Source organism: Neptuniibacter sp. PT8_73, assembly GCF_047778045.1.
Lineage (GTDB): Bacteria > Pseudomonadota > Gammaproteobacteria > Pseudomonadales > Balneatricaceae > Neptuniibacter.
This window is the reverse complement of sequence record NZ_CP180545.1, coordinates 2827490-2844824: the sequence shown is the minus strand read 5'-3', so window position 1 is coordinate 2844824 and position 17335 is coordinate 2827490. Positions and strand designations below refer to the sequence as shown.

Annotated in this window: 15 protein-coding genes; 9 read left to right on the top strand and 6 right to left on the bottom strand. The window is 43.0% G+C overall.

Annotation, left to right across the window (positions count from 1 at the left end):
* Positions 1-36: 36 nt before the first annotated feature.
* Both ACMXYN_RS12785 and ACMXYN_RS12780 read right to left on the bottom strand, forming a co-directional pair.
* Positions 37-2058 carry an HD domain-containing phosphohydrolase gene (locus ACMXYN_RS12785; RefSeq protein ID WP_415892149.1) on the bottom strand — a complete coding sequence of 674 codons (2022 nt, stop codon included), beginning with the start codon at positions 2056-2058 and terminating at the stop codon, positions 37-39.
* Between the two features lie 53 nt (positions 2059-2111).
* A complete protein-coding gene (locus tag ACMXYN_RS12780; RefSeq protein WP_415892148.1) occupies positions 2112-2744 on the bottom strand; it encodes a transglutaminase-like cysteine peptidase in 633 nt (210 codons plus the stop codon).
* A 316-nt stretch (positions 2745-3060) separates the two neighbouring features.
* On the opposite strand from ACMXYN_RS12780, the gene ACMXYN_RS12775 reads away from it, so the two are divergent.
* The 9 genes from ACMXYN_RS12775 to ACMXYN_RS12735 all read left to right on the top strand — a co-directional run bounded on the left by ACMXYN_RS12775 (position 3061) and on the right by ACMXYN_RS12735 (position 12270).
* On the top strand, positions 3061-4329 hold the full coding sequence (locus tag ACMXYN_RS12775) for a surface lipoprotein assembly modifier (RefSeq protein ID WP_415892147.1): 1269 nt from the start codon (positions 3061-3063) through the stop codon (positions 4327-4329).
* Positions 4330-4534: 205 nt separating this feature from the next.
* Positions 4535-5818, top strand: coding sequence for a phenylacetate--CoA ligase family protein (locus ACMXYN_RS12770; RefSeq protein ID WP_415892146.1), 1284 nt, complete (start codon positions 4535-4537; stop codon positions 5816-5818).
* Between the two features lie 143 nt (positions 5819-5961).
* Entirely contained in the window at positions 5962-7035 is a 1074-nt protein-coding gene (locus ACMXYN_RS12765; RefSeq protein ID WP_415892145.1) for a hypothetical protein, read from the top strand.
* Between the two features lie 244 nt (positions 7036-7279).
* Positions 7280-8386 (top strand): hypothetical protein, encoded by a 1107-nt coding sequence (locus tag ACMXYN_RS12760; protein WP_415892144.1) that lies wholly within the window; start codon positions 7280-7282, stop codon positions 8384-8386.
* A 293-nt stretch (positions 8387-8679) separates the two neighbouring features.
* Entirely contained in the window at positions 8680-9768 is a 1089-nt protein-coding gene (locus ACMXYN_RS12755) for a hypothetical protein (protein WP_415892143.1), read from the top strand.
* A gap of 254 nt (positions 9769-10022) precedes the next feature.
* Positions 10023-10724: a DUF1538 family protein gene (locus ACMXYN_RS12750; protein WP_415894489.1), complete on the top strand. Its 702-nt coding sequence runs from the start codon at positions 10023-10025 to the stop codon at positions 10722-10724.
* Positions 10725-11504 (top strand): DUF1538 domain-containing protein, encoded by a 780-nt coding sequence (locus ACMXYN_RS12745; RefSeq protein ID WP_415892142.1) that lies wholly within the window; start codon positions 10725-10727, stop codon positions 11502-11504.
* Between the two features lie 14 nt (positions 11505-11518).
* Entirely contained in the window at positions 11519-11869 is a 351-nt protein-coding gene (locus tag ACMXYN_RS12740; RefSeq protein ID WP_415892141.1) for a P-II family nitrogen regulator, read from the top strand.
* Positions 11866-12270 carry a CBS domain-containing protein gene (locus ACMXYN_RS12735; RefSeq protein ID WP_415892140.1) on the top strand — a complete coding sequence of 135 codons (405 nt, stop codon included), beginning with the start codon at positions 11866-11868 and terminating at the stop codon, positions 12268-12270. Before ACMXYN_RS12740 ends, ACMXYN_RS12735 begins: the two co-directional genes overlap by 4 nt.
* Positions 12271-12342: 72 nt before the next feature.
* Here the strand turns inward: ACMXYN_RS12735 and ACMXYN_RS12730 are convergent, their stop codons facing one another.
* From ACMXYN_RS12730 to ACMXYN_RS12715, 4 genes are all read right to left on the bottom strand, one after another.
* The gene (locus ACMXYN_RS12730) at positions 12343-13698 is read right to left on the bottom strand and encodes a class II 3-deoxy-7-phosphoheptulonate synthase (protein WP_415892139.1); all 1356 of its coding nucleotides are present in this window, start codon (positions 13696-13698) and stop codon (positions 12343-12345) included.
* Positions 13699-13978: 280 nt separating this feature from the next.
* Complete coding sequence (locus ACMXYN_RS12725) at positions 13979-14893, bottom strand: LysR family transcriptional regulator (RefSeq protein WP_415881872.1); 915 nt, start codon at positions 14891-14893, stop codon at positions 13979-13981.
* Positions 14894-15004: 111 nt separating this feature from the next.
* On the bottom strand, positions 15005-15910 hold the full coding sequence (gene argF, locus ACMXYN_RS12720; RefSeq protein WP_415892138.1) for an ornithine carbamoyltransferase: 906 nt from the start codon (positions 15908-15910) through the stop codon (positions 15005-15007).
* Entirely contained in the window at positions 15907-17145 is a 1239-nt protein-coding gene (locus ACMXYN_RS12715; protein ID WP_415892137.1) for an aspartate aminotransferase family protein, read from the bottom strand. Before ACMXYN_RS12715 ends, argF begins: the two co-directional genes overlap by 4 nt.
* Positions 17146-17335: the final 190 nt, after the last annotated feature.

The window sequence follows — 17335 nt, the reverse complement described above, 5'->3', positions numbered from 1 at the left end:
TTTCTGGATCAGAGAAAGGCCTTAGCTTAAACCTTGTTACCCTAGGTCGATTTTATTTTCGATAACATGGAATAGCGAAGCTACCACTTGTCTATCGTATCGAGTTCCAGCATCTTGAAGTAAGGTGTCTAGCGCCGTATCTACAGGTAGGCTTTCACGGTAGGCTCGCGGGCTAATCATAGCGACAAAATCATTGGCTGTGGTCAGAATGCGGGCATGTATGGCTAGCTGTTCGGCACTTAAACCGTTCATGCCTGAACCATCTAAGTATTCATGTTTCTGCGTGATTGTATCTAATACAGGTCCTTCGAATTCGATATTGGAAAGTATCTCTTTCGCATAATCTACTTCTTTAAGTACGATCTGCATTTCTTCATCGCTGAGCTTCCCCGTTTTTGTTAGTAGTGCTTGAGGGATTGACAGCTTACCTAAGTTACACAAATTGGCTGCGATCTCTACAGTGGATAAATCTATATCTGACAGCTCCATGGCCTCGGCGATTGCGACTGCGACTTGTGCAGTTTTCTGAGAGTGATTTGCAGAGTAGGGATCGTGCAGGTCAATCGCATGCATCAGAGACTGCATGATTTGTTGCAGTAGACGAGTTTGCTGTGCTTGATGGGCTTCTATCAGGGTTATGTCATGGAAGTGGATCATGACTGCAGATTTGTAGCCATATACCATCGGAATCAGATGAATGGTAAAGGTTGTCAGTTCCCCTTTAAGTTCTAGCGTTTGCTTCTCGTTTAACTCGATTTGTTGTTTAAAGCATTGTTCAGCAAGTGGTGTTAGAAATTCCGCGTAGTGACTACCTAGAATAGAATTTAAATTTTTACCTACACTGTCTTCGGTTGGGATAGATACTTTGTCTGCCAGCGCGCGGTTAATGAAAGAAAGCTGCAATGATTCGTCGAGAATTAAAACCATATCGACCGTATTGTCATTAATGGCATCAAGCAGGTTGGTTTTTTCTTCTAATGCGTGTGTCGTCGTTAGGAGTGCCTCATTGTCTTGGCGAGCTCTAATTAGATTGCCATACCAACCCGCCCCAATTAGCAGCGCTAGCATGGCAAATGTTCCAAGCATAAGCATTGCCTGTAGGTCAGATTGCTGTTTTATGGTTTGACCAATTGCGTCCTCGTGGTCAACTTTAATAATTAAACGCATATTGGTATTAGAAATACTTCGACTGACGGCTAATACTTTGTTTTCACGGTAATCATTGGCTTGAATAAACTCACCAGGAGAGTTGAATGCTATAGCAGAAGCGTTAGGGCTATTCGGTGCTACACGCTTTTGTAGAGGAGTCGAGGAGTCCTGACGTAACGGGCTCGCATAAGCAATGCCATTATCGCTTTGTTGAAGAAGCGCAGACTCTAAAGATTGAAGTGTAACGCTAAAGTTCTTTAATAAGCCATAGAGCTCTTTATTTGGGTCTTTTATGCCAACAAGGTAACCCAGTGTTTGGCCTTCTTTACCTAATTGAGGTAACCCTGATATAGAAGTTACAAAACCAATTTGCGCAACATCGTTATCATTTAGCCAGATATCAGTTGTGATAACTTGTTGCTTATCATCCAGTTGATTGATGGCTGCCTTTAACGTTTTTGATAGCTTGCTGAGGCCAGCAGTACCGGCAATAAGATTTAAATTTTCATCGTATAGCGCTAGAGAACTGTTCGCGATAACACGTAGGTTTGCGTTTACACTCTGGCGGTTCTTGTCTGTATAACCTTCTCTATTTGATGTTGCGATGATCAAATTACGTAAATAATCGATTTGAGCAGAGGCCTCTCTTGCTTCAGTAGATTGCTCTGTTAAACGTTGTAAATAAAGTCGAACCGAATTGTTGCTAGCTACTTCTTTTAAAGGGGCTGCAGTGGCAAATATCCAGCGAGATACGCTTAGACTTTGGTTATCTGCTAAGGCAGAGAGCGTTGTTTGCCAGTGGGAAATGTTTTGCTGTGTTTGCTGGGTAGTGAAACGCTCAATTAAGGCTAAGCAAATAAGGAAAATAAGTATCAGGCTGATTATTCCGGTTACTAAAGCGCGTTTCATTGTTTATTACCAATTTGGTTGTTATAAGTGGTTTTCTTAGGAGGCATCCAGTCTTAAAAAACTGGCATATGTAGCCACCAACGATGTTCATTTACTGTGTATAACGGAATGTAATGCTTAATATTTCGGTGCGAAATAATACTACGGCTTTGATTATCTAATATTAGTTCATCACCACCGTATTTAACGGCCAAGACTGCATGTCCAATTCTTAAATTTGTATCTTGTAAAACGACAATTCTCATCTCTTCATTGCTAAAGCCTAGCAAGCGAAGGGAAAAGAATTTAGTTAGCGAGTAATCTTCACAATCTCCGCTGCGTGCTAAAAACTCACGAACTACAGCCCAGTAGTCTTCCTTGCCATAGTTATCAATATCTAGGATATAAGGTTTTTGATTTGCAAATTGATTAACTTTTTCAAGTTGCTGTCGTTTAGGTAAATGACGAATACTATCGAGAAAGCGATACCAAGGTTTTAAATTACATAATCCAGACTGTTTACAAATCTCTTCAGGTGTATCTTCGCGAAGATGGCGTTCCATATAGTTTAGCCAGTCAGGAAGTTCATTTAACGAGCGTTGAGGTAACTCTTGGGTGCCAAAGAGCCCTGCATAGCCCAAGTTACTGAAAAAAAGGCTAAAAAGCAGAGTTAAAGTTGCCAAAGTTTTAGACGGTAATCGTTTCATCCTGAACTTTTGTTACCAAATTTGGAGATTACTTAAGGATATCTGAGAACCTGAAAAATGACACCTTTCTCAGGACGGTCCTTTGAATAAATGTTGAATCACCCAATGTGTTATTAAATGAGCTATAGCGTTATGGAGTGTATCAAAGATACAGATATCGCATGCGGGTCTGATTTATAAAACCATAGATAAATAGTGGAATAATGAGACTTAGAGATACAGTAGTCGGTTGTACGTATTATGTTCAGTGGTTATACTTGCGCGATAACGCTAGTACAACGCAAAAAGCGTAAGTAATTGGAAGGGGAATTAGGGAATGAAAAATAACAGCAGGGTTTCTGTTTTGTCTGGTGTATTACTTTCGATGATGGCTTCATCAGTAATTGCAGCAGAAACCACCGAAGAACAGTTTGATCCTGAAGAATTTTTCAAGAAGGGGATGGCAGAGCGTGAAGAAGGGGCTCCTTATAACGCGATTGAATCCTTTCAAACCATTCTAAGTAATAAGCCTGCTTTACACCGAGCACGTTTGGAACTGGCTGTTGCTTACATGCAAACCCTCCAATATCAAGAAGCAGAGCAACAAGCTCAAACGGTTCTTAATGATCCTAATACGCCTCCAAGTGTGCGAGTTTCAATTTTGGCATTCCTTGCGCAGCTAAGGCAGGATGCAGAACAAATGTCACCGGAGCATGAGCACAAGTTTGATCTTAATGCTGGTGTGTTATACGACGATAATGTGAATATCGGCCCGGGTAGTTCGGTTATCAATATTGATGGTAACATTTTTGATATTACAACTAGACCTGTAAATGACACTGCTTTTGTTTTATCTGCTAGTTATGATCATAGTTATCGTACAGGTAAACCTGTTCGCTTAGGTCAGAATACAGGTATGTTGTTCTGGCAGAGCGGCGCTTCGTATTACAACCGTAGGTATGAAACCTACGATGAATTTGATCTTCAAGTAGCTTCCTTACGTACTGGGCCTGCGATCATTACTAACTCTAAATGGCGCGCCAATGTTGCGTTGCAGTTAGACCATATTCGATTAGATGATGAAGAATTGGCAACGTACATTGGACTTCAGCCGTCATTTACTTGGGCATTTGATGCGAGTACTGAGCTAACTATCGATGGTGAATATACCGATCGTAATTTTGATCAGGAATCTGATCAAGGTCGTGATTCAGACTATTATTCTGTAGGTGTTTCCTTAGGTAAAGGCTTCAAGAATAATACAGTTGGTGTGCAAGGTGGCTTTGAATGGTTTGATAATGATGCTAAAGATGACCAATTTGCCTACGACGGATGGGAAATCTTTGCTGGGGTAAATTGGCAGGTTAAGCCTACAACTAGTTTATTCTCCCGTATCTCGCTTAGTGAATCGGATTATAAAGGCCCAGTGCCTTTGCTAGAGATTCGAGATGATGAAGAGATTCAGTTGATCTTGGGTGGTAAGCATATTTTTGCTAATGAGCTGGAACTATCAGCATTTTGGCTAAGAACTGAAGCAGACTCGAACGTTGCTTTGTATGATTATGATCGAACTCAGTTCTCAGTAAATTTAGGCAAGAAATTCTAATTGGTTAAATTGGCAAACACTAAAAAGGCGCATATGCGCCTTTTTTTGTGATTTTATGAAGGTGATTTAGGTTATGATCTATTAAATTGACACCTTTAGTTCAATGAGACTTGTTAAAGAGGAATATATGTTTTTGGATCTGTTACGGCAAGGAGCTCCAAGTCTCAAATGGCCAGTTATACCAAGCCCTGAAGGTGCTTTACAGATGGCTTTGCAATTTCAGTTAGAGAAGAGTCAGTGGTTATCTGGAATTGAACTTGAAAACTTACAGTGGTCTCAAGCTGAAGAGCTGATCCTACATGCAGCTCAAGCAGTTCCTCTATATAAAGATCGTATACCTAAGTCTTTATTAGGTAAAAAACTAACAAAAGATCTTTGGTCTGAAATTCCAATTTTAACTCGTCAAGATTTAATTGCTGCAGGTGATCAGCAAAAAAGCATAAAACCATTAGCTGGTCATGATCGCTTAAATAAAATTCAATCTTCTGGATCTACTGGGATACCAATTACTGCTTATGGTACTCAAACGACAGGCTTGTTCTGGCAGGCATTTACTGCAAGAGAACATATTTGGCATCAGCGGGATGTCGGTGGAAAGCTTGCATCTATAAGGCCTATCGGAGGCAAACTCAAACCTGGGGAGTCCTCTCAAGCTCCGCATTGGGGTGGTGCAATTTCGAGAATGTTTGAAACTGGTCCTGCAAGCTTGCTGAGTTCCAGAACTGATGTTGCTTCTCAAATCAAATGGTTGCTCCAAGAAAGGCCTGCCTACCTATTGTCTTTACCGTCAAATATTCGTGAATTGGCAAAGTACTGTAAACAGCAGCAAATAAATCTCCCTAGTCTTAAACAAATTAGAACCATGGGAGAGATTTTGACAGATGAAACTATAGAGCTTTGTAAAGAGGTTTGGAATGTTTCAGTTGTTGATATGTATAGTGCTCAGGAAATTGGTTATATCGCCCTACAATGCCCTGAACATGGCAGTTACCATATCCAGTCAGAAGGTGTATTGGTAGAAATTCTTGATAAGGATAATCAGCCATGTCGCGAAGGAGAAACCGGTAGGGTGGTAGTAACTACGCTGCTCAATTTTGGAGCTCCGTTAATCCGTTATGAATTAGGTGATTACGCCGAAGTGGGGCAGCAATGTTCTTGTGGTAGGGGATTGCCTGTTTTAAATAAAATTCTAGGTCGCCAACGTAATATGATGAAAACGCCCGATGGTCGAGTGTTTTGGCCTAGTTTTCCATCTGAGGATTGGGAGTCCAATAATATTAAGCAGCTACAGGTGGAGCAAACAGCTATTGATCGGTTAACCGTTCGGATTGCGGTAAGCAAGCCTTTATCGATTCTTGATGAGCAGCGCTTAGAGCGATATTTCTCTACACGTTTTGACTACCCCTTCATCATTAAATTTGATTATGTGGACTCTATTCCAAGAAGTAAGGGAGGAAAATATGAGGACTTTTTATCCTGTTTAACTTAGTTGTATAAAGTTCTTTTGATTGTACTCCAGTACAGTGTTCTTTAGTGAATATTTGTATAGAATATGTACAACAATAATTATTAACCTATCTGATCTAAGTTTTAGCCATGGGCTGGATCATAACCATTACAGGGATAAATAGGATGTTTAAACGTAATCTTGTTTCAGCTTCAATCGCTTCTATTTTACTTTCAAGTTCGCTCTCAGTTACTGCAAATACTCAAAATGGAGAAGAAGAGGATTCAGTAAATAGCTGGGGAGTGTGGGCTAAGCAGTTCGCAACAGCCGCTGGTGGTGAATTTAATACAGGTGCCTTAGCTTTCGCGAACCTTGCTCAAGCTGAGACGGGCCGCAACGGACTAAATGAACCAGGATTTAATCAGCCTACCCCTACTCCTACACCAACTCCAGATGTTGCTGAGGGCCTTTGCGGAGCTGGGGCTTTCTGTGGTTTTACGACAATCTATGAAGGTGGGTTGATGTATAGAATGGGTCCTCCTCAAAATGAAAAAGTCGGTACCTTTGATCTGCAAGTATCGCCTGATTATTTTGGCGAACGTCAGGATACAACGGGTAGTTTCAGTGTAAGTGGGCTTGAGGGTGAGTCATATCAAGCTACTGGCTTAGAGGGCCGTGCCCATGAGGCTTCAGGATGGTTGGATAATTATGATGAATTTGATGATTCTGATGCTTACGTTCATTACTATACTGATTATGGTGATGGAGCAGTCTTGATTAATGGTTTTTGGACAAAGGGTCAATGGGATGATGATGACCAGTATGACGGTTTTGATGGAGCGGAAGGCTTTTTTGTTGGGGGTGTAACAACAACAATAGCTCAATTGAACGATTTTGTTTCCAACCTTAATGGTAGCGTAGCTGAATACTCAGGGCGTACATTTGATGGTGCAGAATTCGATATAGCAATTAATTTTAATAGTAAAAAATGGTCGGGAAATTTTGGGGATAGCTATCGTAAGCAGAGTGATGCCTTCTCCGTTAACGGAGGGAAGCTTTCTGGCGTTAACTTTACTGCTAAGAGTGCTAATTTAAGCTCAGACGCTGGACGTGTTACGGGTCAGGTTGCTGGTGCAATATTTGGTAAGAAGGCGACTGATGTTGCAGGTTTAGTGGATATTGAAATTTCTGGCGATGAAGGGAACGTGAAGCGTAAAACAATATTCTCTACACCGGTTTATAAGAATAACCTTCCCTAACATTGCCTTTACCTAAACTTACATAAAGTTAATCAAGGTAAGTGTTTAACTTGGTAAGCCTCTAAAACTGTAAAGCCCGAATCATGAAAATGTTTCGGGCTTTTTCGTTTAAATTAGTTCGCTACTTGTACAACAGTACAATTACATATTTTTTATATGTGTATAGAATGTGAACAAAATTTCAACAACCAGCCTGACTGATAAGTAGTGATAAGCCAGGTCACAACACAATAGGGACTTTAGGATGTTTAAGCGAAATATTGTTTCCGCATCGATAGCTTCAATCTTATTAACTGGTTCTTTTGCTGTGTCTGCAAACACGGAAAAGGAAAAAGAGGAAGATTCTGTCGAAAGCTGGGGTGCATGGGCCCAGCAATTTGCGACAGCAGCAGGTGGTGAATTTAATTCTCAAGCATTGGCTTTTGCAAGCTTCGGCTCTAATGAAACGGGCCGTAACACTCAAAATGAGCCAAGTATTCGGTCGAATACTGTAGCCGATGAAGTCGTACCTGACGAGTCTGTACTTAGTTGTTCTGCGGGTAGTATGTGTGGTTTTATCGGTTTCAATACCTTCGAATATGACGATGGAGACCACGGTAGTTATGGCGATTATGGTGATGCTGAGATGGGTATCATCACTGCTGATATGTACGAAAATGACGATCCTGCTCCACAGCCACGTCGTGTTGAGGGTCCTGTACCTAATCTTGCTTTAGATTTTGAAGTCAAAGGAAATGATGGCTTTGAACACAAAGGTGAAGGCTTGCCAGCCGTCCATTATGATGAGAAGTACGGCTTTATTGTCTTTGAAGAAGGTGGTGAGGGTGAAGGGCAGTTCATAGGATTTGATAAAAACGACGTTGGACCTCTGTTCTATGGCTTTTGGAGTCAATGGGAGAATACGCCGAACGGTCAGAAAGGTGTGAATGGCGGATTTATCGGTGGTGTAACGACTTCTCTTGCTGAGCTTAACGCGTTTACCCAATTTAATCCTACAGCGACATACTCTGGTTCGACTATGTTTAATGGGAGTGTTGATCTCGAGATCGATTTCAATAATAAATCATGGTCTGGAAACTTCGGTGCATCCAATGCCGGAAAAGATGCATTTAAAGTAAGGGGCGGTAAGCTATCTGGTATTGCCTTTACTGCGACCAGTAAAAACCTGTCTGCTGATAAGGGCTCTGTCACGGGTGTAGTCAGTGGGGCATTGTTCGGTTCCGAAGCCGAAACTGCTGCCGGTCTGATCGATATTAAGAAAGAACTTAATTCCGGTACCCTTACCCGTAAAGAGCTATTTGCGGCAGGTCGTGAAGGTGCTGCTGGCGCTGGAGGTGGCGGACGAATTTAATTGAAGTTTTTTTAGCTGATATCGCAGCTTATAAGGCACCTTTGGGTGCCTTTTTTATACCCGCTGAAATATTATCTCCAGAATTTGAAACCGTGTGGTTAGCCGTTATCAGTTTTGAAAAGGTGGTTTTTTGGATCATAAGTTAGAGGTTTTTTTAATTTCTATGTTTACTATTTTGGTATTGAGTATTCTCTTTTGAAGGAAATTGTATAGAATACGTTTGAAATTTATTCAGTTACTGGATCCAAGGGATTTTTCAAATCTGGATCTCAATTCTCACAAGGATGTAGAAAATGGCTAAAGCTCGTAGTCTTTCCGTTTTAATCGCGTCAATTTTATCGTTAGCGCCCCTCGTCTCTGCGGCCAATACTCAAAATGAAGATCCCAAAGATTCCGTTAACAGTTGGGGTAAATGGGCTCAAAACTATAGCACAGCAGCGGGTGGTGAGTTCAATCCGGGTACCTTGGCGTTTGCTTCCATTCAACAGAATGAAGCTGGACGTAACTTTCAGAATGAGCCAAACGTTATTTTTAATGAGCCAAACTTAAAAGTAGCAGAGTCGGTTTTAACCTGTTCGGCAGGTAGTGCATGTGGTTTTTCTGCAGATGTTCATTGGCGTCATGAAGGTGAGGAGATTATTTTAGGCGATAGAGGTGTTGGTATTATAACTTGGGAGGTAACTGGGGAAGAATTGCCAGACTTTATGGTTGGTAATTCTTTTGGTGTATCACCTGAAGATTATAATACTAAGGGGCATTTTTTAATGAAGGGGACTCAAGGTTCTGAGTTTAAAGGAGAAGACATAAAGTTAAGTATTTCTGCTCCAAATTCTTGGTTGTATTTTCATTCAGGTAATAAAGGTGAGCCAGGCACAGCCGGAGCGGTTTTAAGTCTTAAGACTTATGGAGATGATTCGGAAAATACTGGATTGCTTAGAAGTGGCCGGTGGCAAGCATGGATGAATATGGAAAATGATGACGATGTTGGCGCTGATGGCGATATTTACGGAGGAATAACTACCTCATTGCCTCAATTAAATGACTTTGTGTCCAATTTGAATGGCCCTACTGCTCAATATTCTGGTTTCACATATGATGAGGCCGAGTTTGATATAGCAATTAACTTTAGTAAAAAGTCTTGGTCGGGGAGCTTTGGTGAGTCAGATAAGGGAGGAGACTCTTTCAAAGTAAAAGGTGGAGCTTTAACTGGAGTAGCCTTTACTGCGAAAAGTCGTCAATTGTCTTCAGCAACAGGTACTGTATCTGGTCAAGTAAGCGGTGCTCTATTTGGAGATAAAGCACAGTCTGTAGCTGGCCTTATTGATATTAAGAAAAATGGTGTTGACCGGAAAACTATTTTTCAGAGTGAATTAACAGATTAAACAGTCTTAGAAACTCTAAGGTATAAGCCCAAAGTATTTTTAGTACTTTGGGTTTTTTTGTTTTAAATTGTGTAATGGATATTTTTTCAATCGTGTAACGGCTACAGATTAACTGTAGATGTATTTCCATTGCCTTTTCTTGATTTAGATCCTTTACACAATTCATAAACCCCCGTAACTTTAAATATTAATAATCCTTAATATTCAAGGGGATATCTAAGTTGCATGCAGGTGTTCTTGCTTTAAGTCGATCCATGTTGGGTAGTTTGAGAGATTTAGCGCCTATTGTTTTAGTGATCGCATTTTTCCAAATTGTCGTTTTGCAGCAATCTGTTCCAGATTTTTTTGGTTTGGTGACGGGATTGTTGTGTGTTGTTGCTGGCTTAACTTTCTTTATCTATGGCTTGGAGATGGGACTTTTCCCTATAGGGGAGAGTATGGCGCATGCTTTTGCTCGCAAGGGCAGTGTGCTTTGGTTGTTAGTTTTTGCCTTTTGCTTAGGGTTTGGTACCACTGTAGCGGAACCTGCGTTGATTGCAGTAGCAGCGGAGGCTGCGAAGGTTGCTGCCACGGGCGGGATGATTGACGCGAATGAGCAATCCCAGCTTAGCTATGCATCGGGCCTTCGTTATACCGTCGCCTTTTCTGTTGGTTTAGCTATTGTTTTGGGGGTATTACGTATTCTTAAAGGCTGGTCCATTCAATATATGATTATTGCGGGTTATATGCTTGTAGTGATTATGACCGCTTTTGCGCCGCGTGAAATTATCGGTATTGCCTATGATTCAGGTGGTGTCACCACTTCTACAATTACAGTTCCTTTAGTGACTGCATTAGGTGTCGGTTTGGCTTCATCTATTGAGGGCCGAAACCCGATGATAGATGGTTTCGGCTTGATCGCCTTTGCTTCGTTAACACCCATGATCTTTGTTATGGCTTATGGGATGGTGATCTAAATGGAACTGTTGTCTCAATTTATAGAGATCACCCTGACTACAATTAAAGATGTGATCCCAATAGCAGTCATTATCTTTGGTTTTCAGATTGCTGTGATCAGACGGCGCATTGCTAATCTACGTAAGGTGCTGATTGGCTTTGCTTATGTGATTGTTGGTTTGGCCCTGTTCTTGTTGGGCTTAGAAAAGGCTTTATTTCCAATCGGACGCTTGATGGCTGAGCAGTTGACCGATCCAGAGTTTATACGTAGCTGGAGTGGTTCTGTTGCGGACGCATTGCAATGGCAAGATTACTTCTGGGTTTATATCTTTGCCTTCGCAATTGGAGCGAGTACCACCATTGCCGAGCCTTCACTGATTGCTGTGGCCATTAAAGCGAATGAAGTTTCTGGTGGTGCAATTGGGGTTTGGGGGTTGCGTATTGCGGTTGCTATAGGCGTTGCTGTCGGTATCTCTTTGGGTACTTGGCGCATTGTTACAGGCTACCCGATTCACTGGTTTATTATCGCGGGTTATATCGTTGTTGTTATTCAAACCTGCTTTGCGCCCAAGATGATTGTGCCTTTGGCGTATGACTCTGGTGGTGTAACAACGTCGACGGTAACGGTGCCTCTTGTAGCGGCTTTAGGTCTTGGTTTGGCAGAAACGGTACCTGGTCGAAGCGCTCTAATTGACGGTTTTGGTTTGATTGCCTTTGCTAGTTTATTTCCAATGATAACGGTAATGGCTTACGCACAAATTTCTGAATTTCGCACTAAACGTGCGAGAGCAACTGGCTGACAAAAGAGGCAGATATGCATTTCAAACTGTTAGTAGTGTTTGTAGAAGATTCAAAAACAGATGATGTAATGAAAGCTGCGCGTGAAGCGGGGGCTACCGGCGCAACAGTCATTAATAATGCCCGTGGCGAAGGTGTAGATAAATCAACTACCTTCTTTGGCTTAACCCTAGAAACTCAGCGTGATGTTTTGCTTTTTATTGTGGAAGAGCATCTGAGCAGAAAGATCTTAGAAACTATATCGGACGTTGGTGAGCTTGATGAAAAGCCTGGGCGTGGTATCGCGATCCAGCTTGATGTCGAGGACGCCGTCGGGATATCTCACCAAGTTGCCAAATTAGCCAATATTGTGGAGGAAGAACTATGACTACACAGCGTAAAGTCGTACGGACCTGCGATGTTATGACTGATGAGTTCGCCATGGTTGATGGTTTAATGACGGTCAGTGAAGCACTGAAAATCTTCCAAGAGCAAGATGCGCGTGTATTGATCATCAATAAGCGTAACGATGACGATGAATTTGGCTTGTTGTTACTATCGGATATTGCAAAGAAAGTCGTTGCGAAAGATCGCTCTCCTGAGCGTGTGAATGTTTATGAGGTGATGGCGAAGCCAGTTATCTCTGTTGATCCTCATATGGATATTCGCTACTGCACGCGTTTGTTTGAGAACTTTGGTTTAGCGCACGCACCAGTGATTGATAAAGGGCGCGTTTTAGGGGTGGTAAGCTATCGCAGTATTGTGCTGAAAGGGTTGCTGGAAAATTAACCTTTATGTGCACCATTAGAATATGAAAAGCCCGTCATTTTTAGACGGGCTTTTTAGTGAATTAGAGATAGGTTAGGCTCTTGCTGCTTTCAAGGTATCAGCAATCAAGAAAGCTAGTTCTAGTGCTTGCTCGCCGTTTAAGCGTGGGTCGCAATGGGTATGGTAGCGATCCCCTAAATCTTGCTCGCTGATCATGTAAGCACCACCGATGCACTCTGTCACATTCTGGCCGGTCATTTCGAAGTGTACGCCACCGGCGTGAGTACCTTCTGCTTTGTGAACTTCGAAGAAGCCTTTCATTTCACGAAGAATAGAGTCAACGCTACGAGTTTTATAGCCGCTTGAAGCTTTGATCGTATTGCCATGCATTGGGTCAGAGCTCCAAATGACTTGCTGACCCGATGCTTTAACCGCACGAACTAAGTTTGGAAGGCATTCTGTGATCTTATCTGCCCCCATGCGAGCAATCAGCGTAATACGACCAGCTTCATTCTCTGGGTTGAGCGTTTCTAAGAGTTGCTCTAGGTCTTCAATTTTGGTGCTTGGGCCGACTTTAACGCCAATTGGGTTTTTAACACCACGAAGGAACTCTACATGGGCATGATCTGGCTGGCGTGTACGATCGCCAATCCATAGCATGTGTGCAGAACAGTCATACCAGTTGCCCGATAGGCTATCTTGGCGAGTGAGTGCTTCTTCATAGCCAAGCAACAGTGCTTCATGAGATGTGTATAGCGATGTTTCATGAAGTTGTGGCGTGTTTTGTGCCGTAATACCGCAAGCTTCCATGAAGCGCATAGTTTGATCGATCTGATCCGCTAAATCTTGGTACTTGTTACTCAGCGGGCTATTCGTCACGAAGCTTTGGTTCCAAGCGTGGACTTGTTGTAGATCAGCAAAGCCGCCACGAGAAAAAGCACGAAGCAAATTCAGTGTGGATGCTGCTTGATGGTAAGCAGTGACTAAGCGTTCAGGATCAGCCTGTCTAGCGGATTCAGTGAATTCAATGCCATTAACTATATCGCCACGGTAACTAGGCAGTTCAACACCGTTAACTGTTTCCATATCACTGGAGCGGGGCTTAGCATACTGTCCTGCGATACGGCCTACTTTCACGACTGGGCAGCTAGCAGAGAAGGTCATGACAATGGCCATCTGCATTAAAACTTTAAAGGTATCGCGGATTTTATCAGCGTTGAATTCGCTGAAGCTCTCTGCGCAATCACCGCCTTGAAGCAGAAATGCTTTGCCTTGCGCTACTTGTGCTAGATCGGCTTTTAGCTGATTGATCTCGCCTGCAAATACCAATGGTGGCATTTGGGATAGAGTGCTTTCGGCATTGTTTAGCGCAGCGGCATCAGGGTATTGTGGCTGCTGAACAATAGGTTTATCTCTCCAGCTTGAAGGAGTCCAAATCTTTGTAGTCATGTTTTTTCCTGCTTCCTTACAGCGCTAATACGTATTTTGGGCTGTAGGACGAATAATCTGGGTAAAAGGGCAAGTAATACTTGCTGAAACTAAAGATGTGATACGGCCTGTCAGTTATGTGCAGGTAGCACTAAACCCACAGACCTAGATAAAGTAGGACTGAGAATAAAAGGCAAGAGCAGAAGTGTCTGCTGATAGTTGTTTTAGGAAGCTCGCAGGTGCGTTATTCACTGTAAACGTCGCGTATTCTCAAAAAATGTTTCGATCAGTATAAAGGTAATTAAGCTGTCTTTATACCCGTTAGATTACGGAAGGATACATCTTTTGCCGTGTTAAGGAAATCCACCATAAACTCGGCGTCTTTTTGATCTTCACGGATCGCGGCGTAAAGCGTACACCAAACGCCTTTTTCGCCTAAAGGTTTGGATACTATGTAATCGCGCTGAATATACTCGTGCATAGCCCAGTTGGGTAGGGCGGCTACACCGCGACCACTGGCAATCAACTGCATCATCATTACCGTTAACTCTGCTGTGCGAATGGCTGCGGGTTCTACTCCAGCTTCGTCTAAGAAGTGATTGAAGATATCTAAACGTTGAGGTTCTACCGGGTAAGTGATCAACGTTTCTTGAGCGATATCTTCTGGGTGGATAAAGCGCCGTGCCATTAATCGATGCTGTTTACTGATCGCTAAACGCGATTCGTAAGTGAACAGTGGTATGTAAGCAATACCATTGCGAGGTTCAGGGTCAGCTGTAATAACTAAATCTAGATCGCCGCGAGCAAGGGCTGGAAGAGGTTGGAAGCTAAAGCCGCTTGATAGATCCAGCTCCACTTCTGGCCAGTGTTGGCGGAAATGGTCGATCGTTGGCATCAGCCAGTCGAAGCAACTATGGCATTCAATGCACAGGTTTAAGCGCCCAGCTTCGCCGCCTGCGAGTCGCCCTATGTCGCGTTCTGTATTGCGTATCATAGGGAGTATTTCATCCGCGAGCGTGAGTAAGCGCTGACCTGCACTGGTGAAGCAGATAGGCTTGGTTTTACGGATAAACAGAGAGCAATTGAGGCGATCTTCGAGGTCTTTGATCTGATGGGAAAGAGCTGATTGAGTCAAATGGACGCGTTCTGCTGCTTCGACCAAGCTGCCTGCATCTCTTAAGGCAGATAGTGTTTTCAGGTGGCGCAGTTCAATCATCGATTCCTTCTCCGTTCAGGCTCATTTAACCACGGTAATAGGCAGTATAGTACGCTCGAGCGATAAAGAGCAGGTAAGCAGTAAATTCACTGCTTACCTGTTATCGGATTGCTATTTTACAAGAAGAAACTCTAGTAGAGCTTTTTGTGCGTGAAGGCGGTTTTCTGCCTCATCGAAGACTACAGAGCGTGAATCTTCAAGCATATCAATACTGATCTCTTCGCCACGGTGAGCAGGAAGGCAGTGCATGAATAGAGCGTCTTTATTAGCTTTATCCATCAAATCTGGAGAAACTTGGAAGCCTGCGAATTTTTCTTCGCGTTCTTTTTGTTCCTCTTCCTGACCCATAGATGCCCAAACATCAGTCACAATCAGGTCGCTACCAGTTACTGCTTCCTCTGGAGAGCGAGTAATAAATACGCGATCCTTATTGATTTCGACTAGATCCATATCTGGGTCGAAGCCTTCTGGGCAAGCAATATTCAGTTTGAAATCAAACTGGCGAGCTGCATTGATATAGGAGTGGCACATGTTGTTGCCATCACCGATCCAAGTAACCGTTTTACCTTGAATATCGCCACGATGTTCGAAGTAAGTCTGCATATCAGCCAGTAGCTGACATGGGTGATATTCATCTGTTAGAGCGTTGATAACCGGTACAGAAGAGTTAGCAGCAAAATCTTCTACAAGCTGGTGGCTGAATGTGCGGATCATCACCACGTCAACCATGCTAGAGATTACTTTAGCACTGTCGCTGATCGGTTCGCCACGTCCAAGTTGAGTATCGCGAGGTGACAGGAACATCGCGTGACCACCAAACTGCGCCATACCTGCTTCAAAGGAAACACGGGTACGAGTCGATGATTTTTCAAAAATCATCGACATCACTTTATTTTTTAGCGGTTCGTAAACTTCACCGCGGTTGCGGATCGCCTTCAGTTCACTCGCGCGTTTAACTAGAGTGCGTAGTTCTTCAGGAGATAAATCGAGTAGGGTTAAAAAGTGTCTTGTACTCATTGTTCTCTACGTTCGTCGTCAGGGCTCGAGTCTTGGCTGATTGGATCGCGTTCATCAGCCGCATATACGCGAATAATTTGAGATAGCGTGTTAACTAATAGATCGGCTTCGCTATCCGTCATAGTTAATGGGGGTAGTAGGCGTACTACTTTACCGCCACCTGTGATGTTTAGAAGAATGCCTTTTATCTTTGAAAGAACGGCTAATTCAGTGCCTGCTTCGCTCAATTGGATTGCGATCAGAAGGCCTTTGTTGCGAATCTCTTCGACATAATCAGTATGACCAAGCTGTTCTTCTAGGCCTGAAGTAATACGGTTGCCTAGTTCGGTTGCACGATCACATAGGTTTTCATCAATGATGGTGTTAACAACAGCTAATGCTGCAGCGCACGAAAGCGGGTTACCGCCGTAAGTCGAACCGTGAGTGCCGGCGATCAGGATGCCTGCAGCTTTACCGCGTGCTAGGCAGGCGCCAATTGGTACGCCGTTACCTAAGCCTTTAGCTGTTGTAACCACATCTGGCAAAATGCCGTTGTGTTGGTAAGCAAAGTATTTACCGGATCGGCCATTGCCTGTTTGAACTTCGTCTAACATTAATAGCCATTCGTTAGCGTCGCAGATATCGCGAAGTTGATTCAGATAATCGTCAGCAGGGATTTGAATACCTGATTCACCTTGGATAGGTTCAGCGAGAATCGCAACGATATTTGGGTTGTTGGCTGCAATAGTTTTGATAGCTTCGATATCGTTGAAAGGCGCACGTACAAAGCCGCTAACAAGAGGCTCAAAGCCTGCTTGAGCTGCACGGTTACCGGTTGCGCTTAATGTGGCCATCGTACGACCATGGAAAGAGTTTTCCATTACGATGATTGCTGGGTTTTCGATGTTGCGAACGACATGACCGTAGCGGCGAGCTAACTTAATTGCTGCTTCATTGGCTTCAGCACCGGAGTTTCCGAAAAATACATTGTCCATACCTGAAATGTTTGTCAGGCGGTCGGCAAGCTGCTGCTGATTTGGAATGGTGTACAAATTAGACGTATGCAAAAGGTTGCTAGCTTGATCGCAAATAGCGTGAGTTACGGCAGGGTGTGAGTGGCCCAGACCACAAACAGCTATGCCACTTAGCGCATCAAGGTATTTATTTCCGTCAGTATCATACAACCAGCTGCCTTCTCCGCGTTCGAACGCTACGGACAACCGGTTGTAGGTAGTCATAATCGATTCTACAGCCATTATTTTTATCTTCCCTACAACGCAAAAAGGCAGCCAAAGCTGCCATTTAAAGGACGAATAATAGGCAGCTTTATGGTTTTTCGCAACCGTTTTGCGGGATAAATTTGTGTTGTCTAGGGAAAAGGATGATCTAGGGGTTGTTAGTTACTTAATAATGGCTAATTAATTTTTTTTATTAACTCCATAAAGA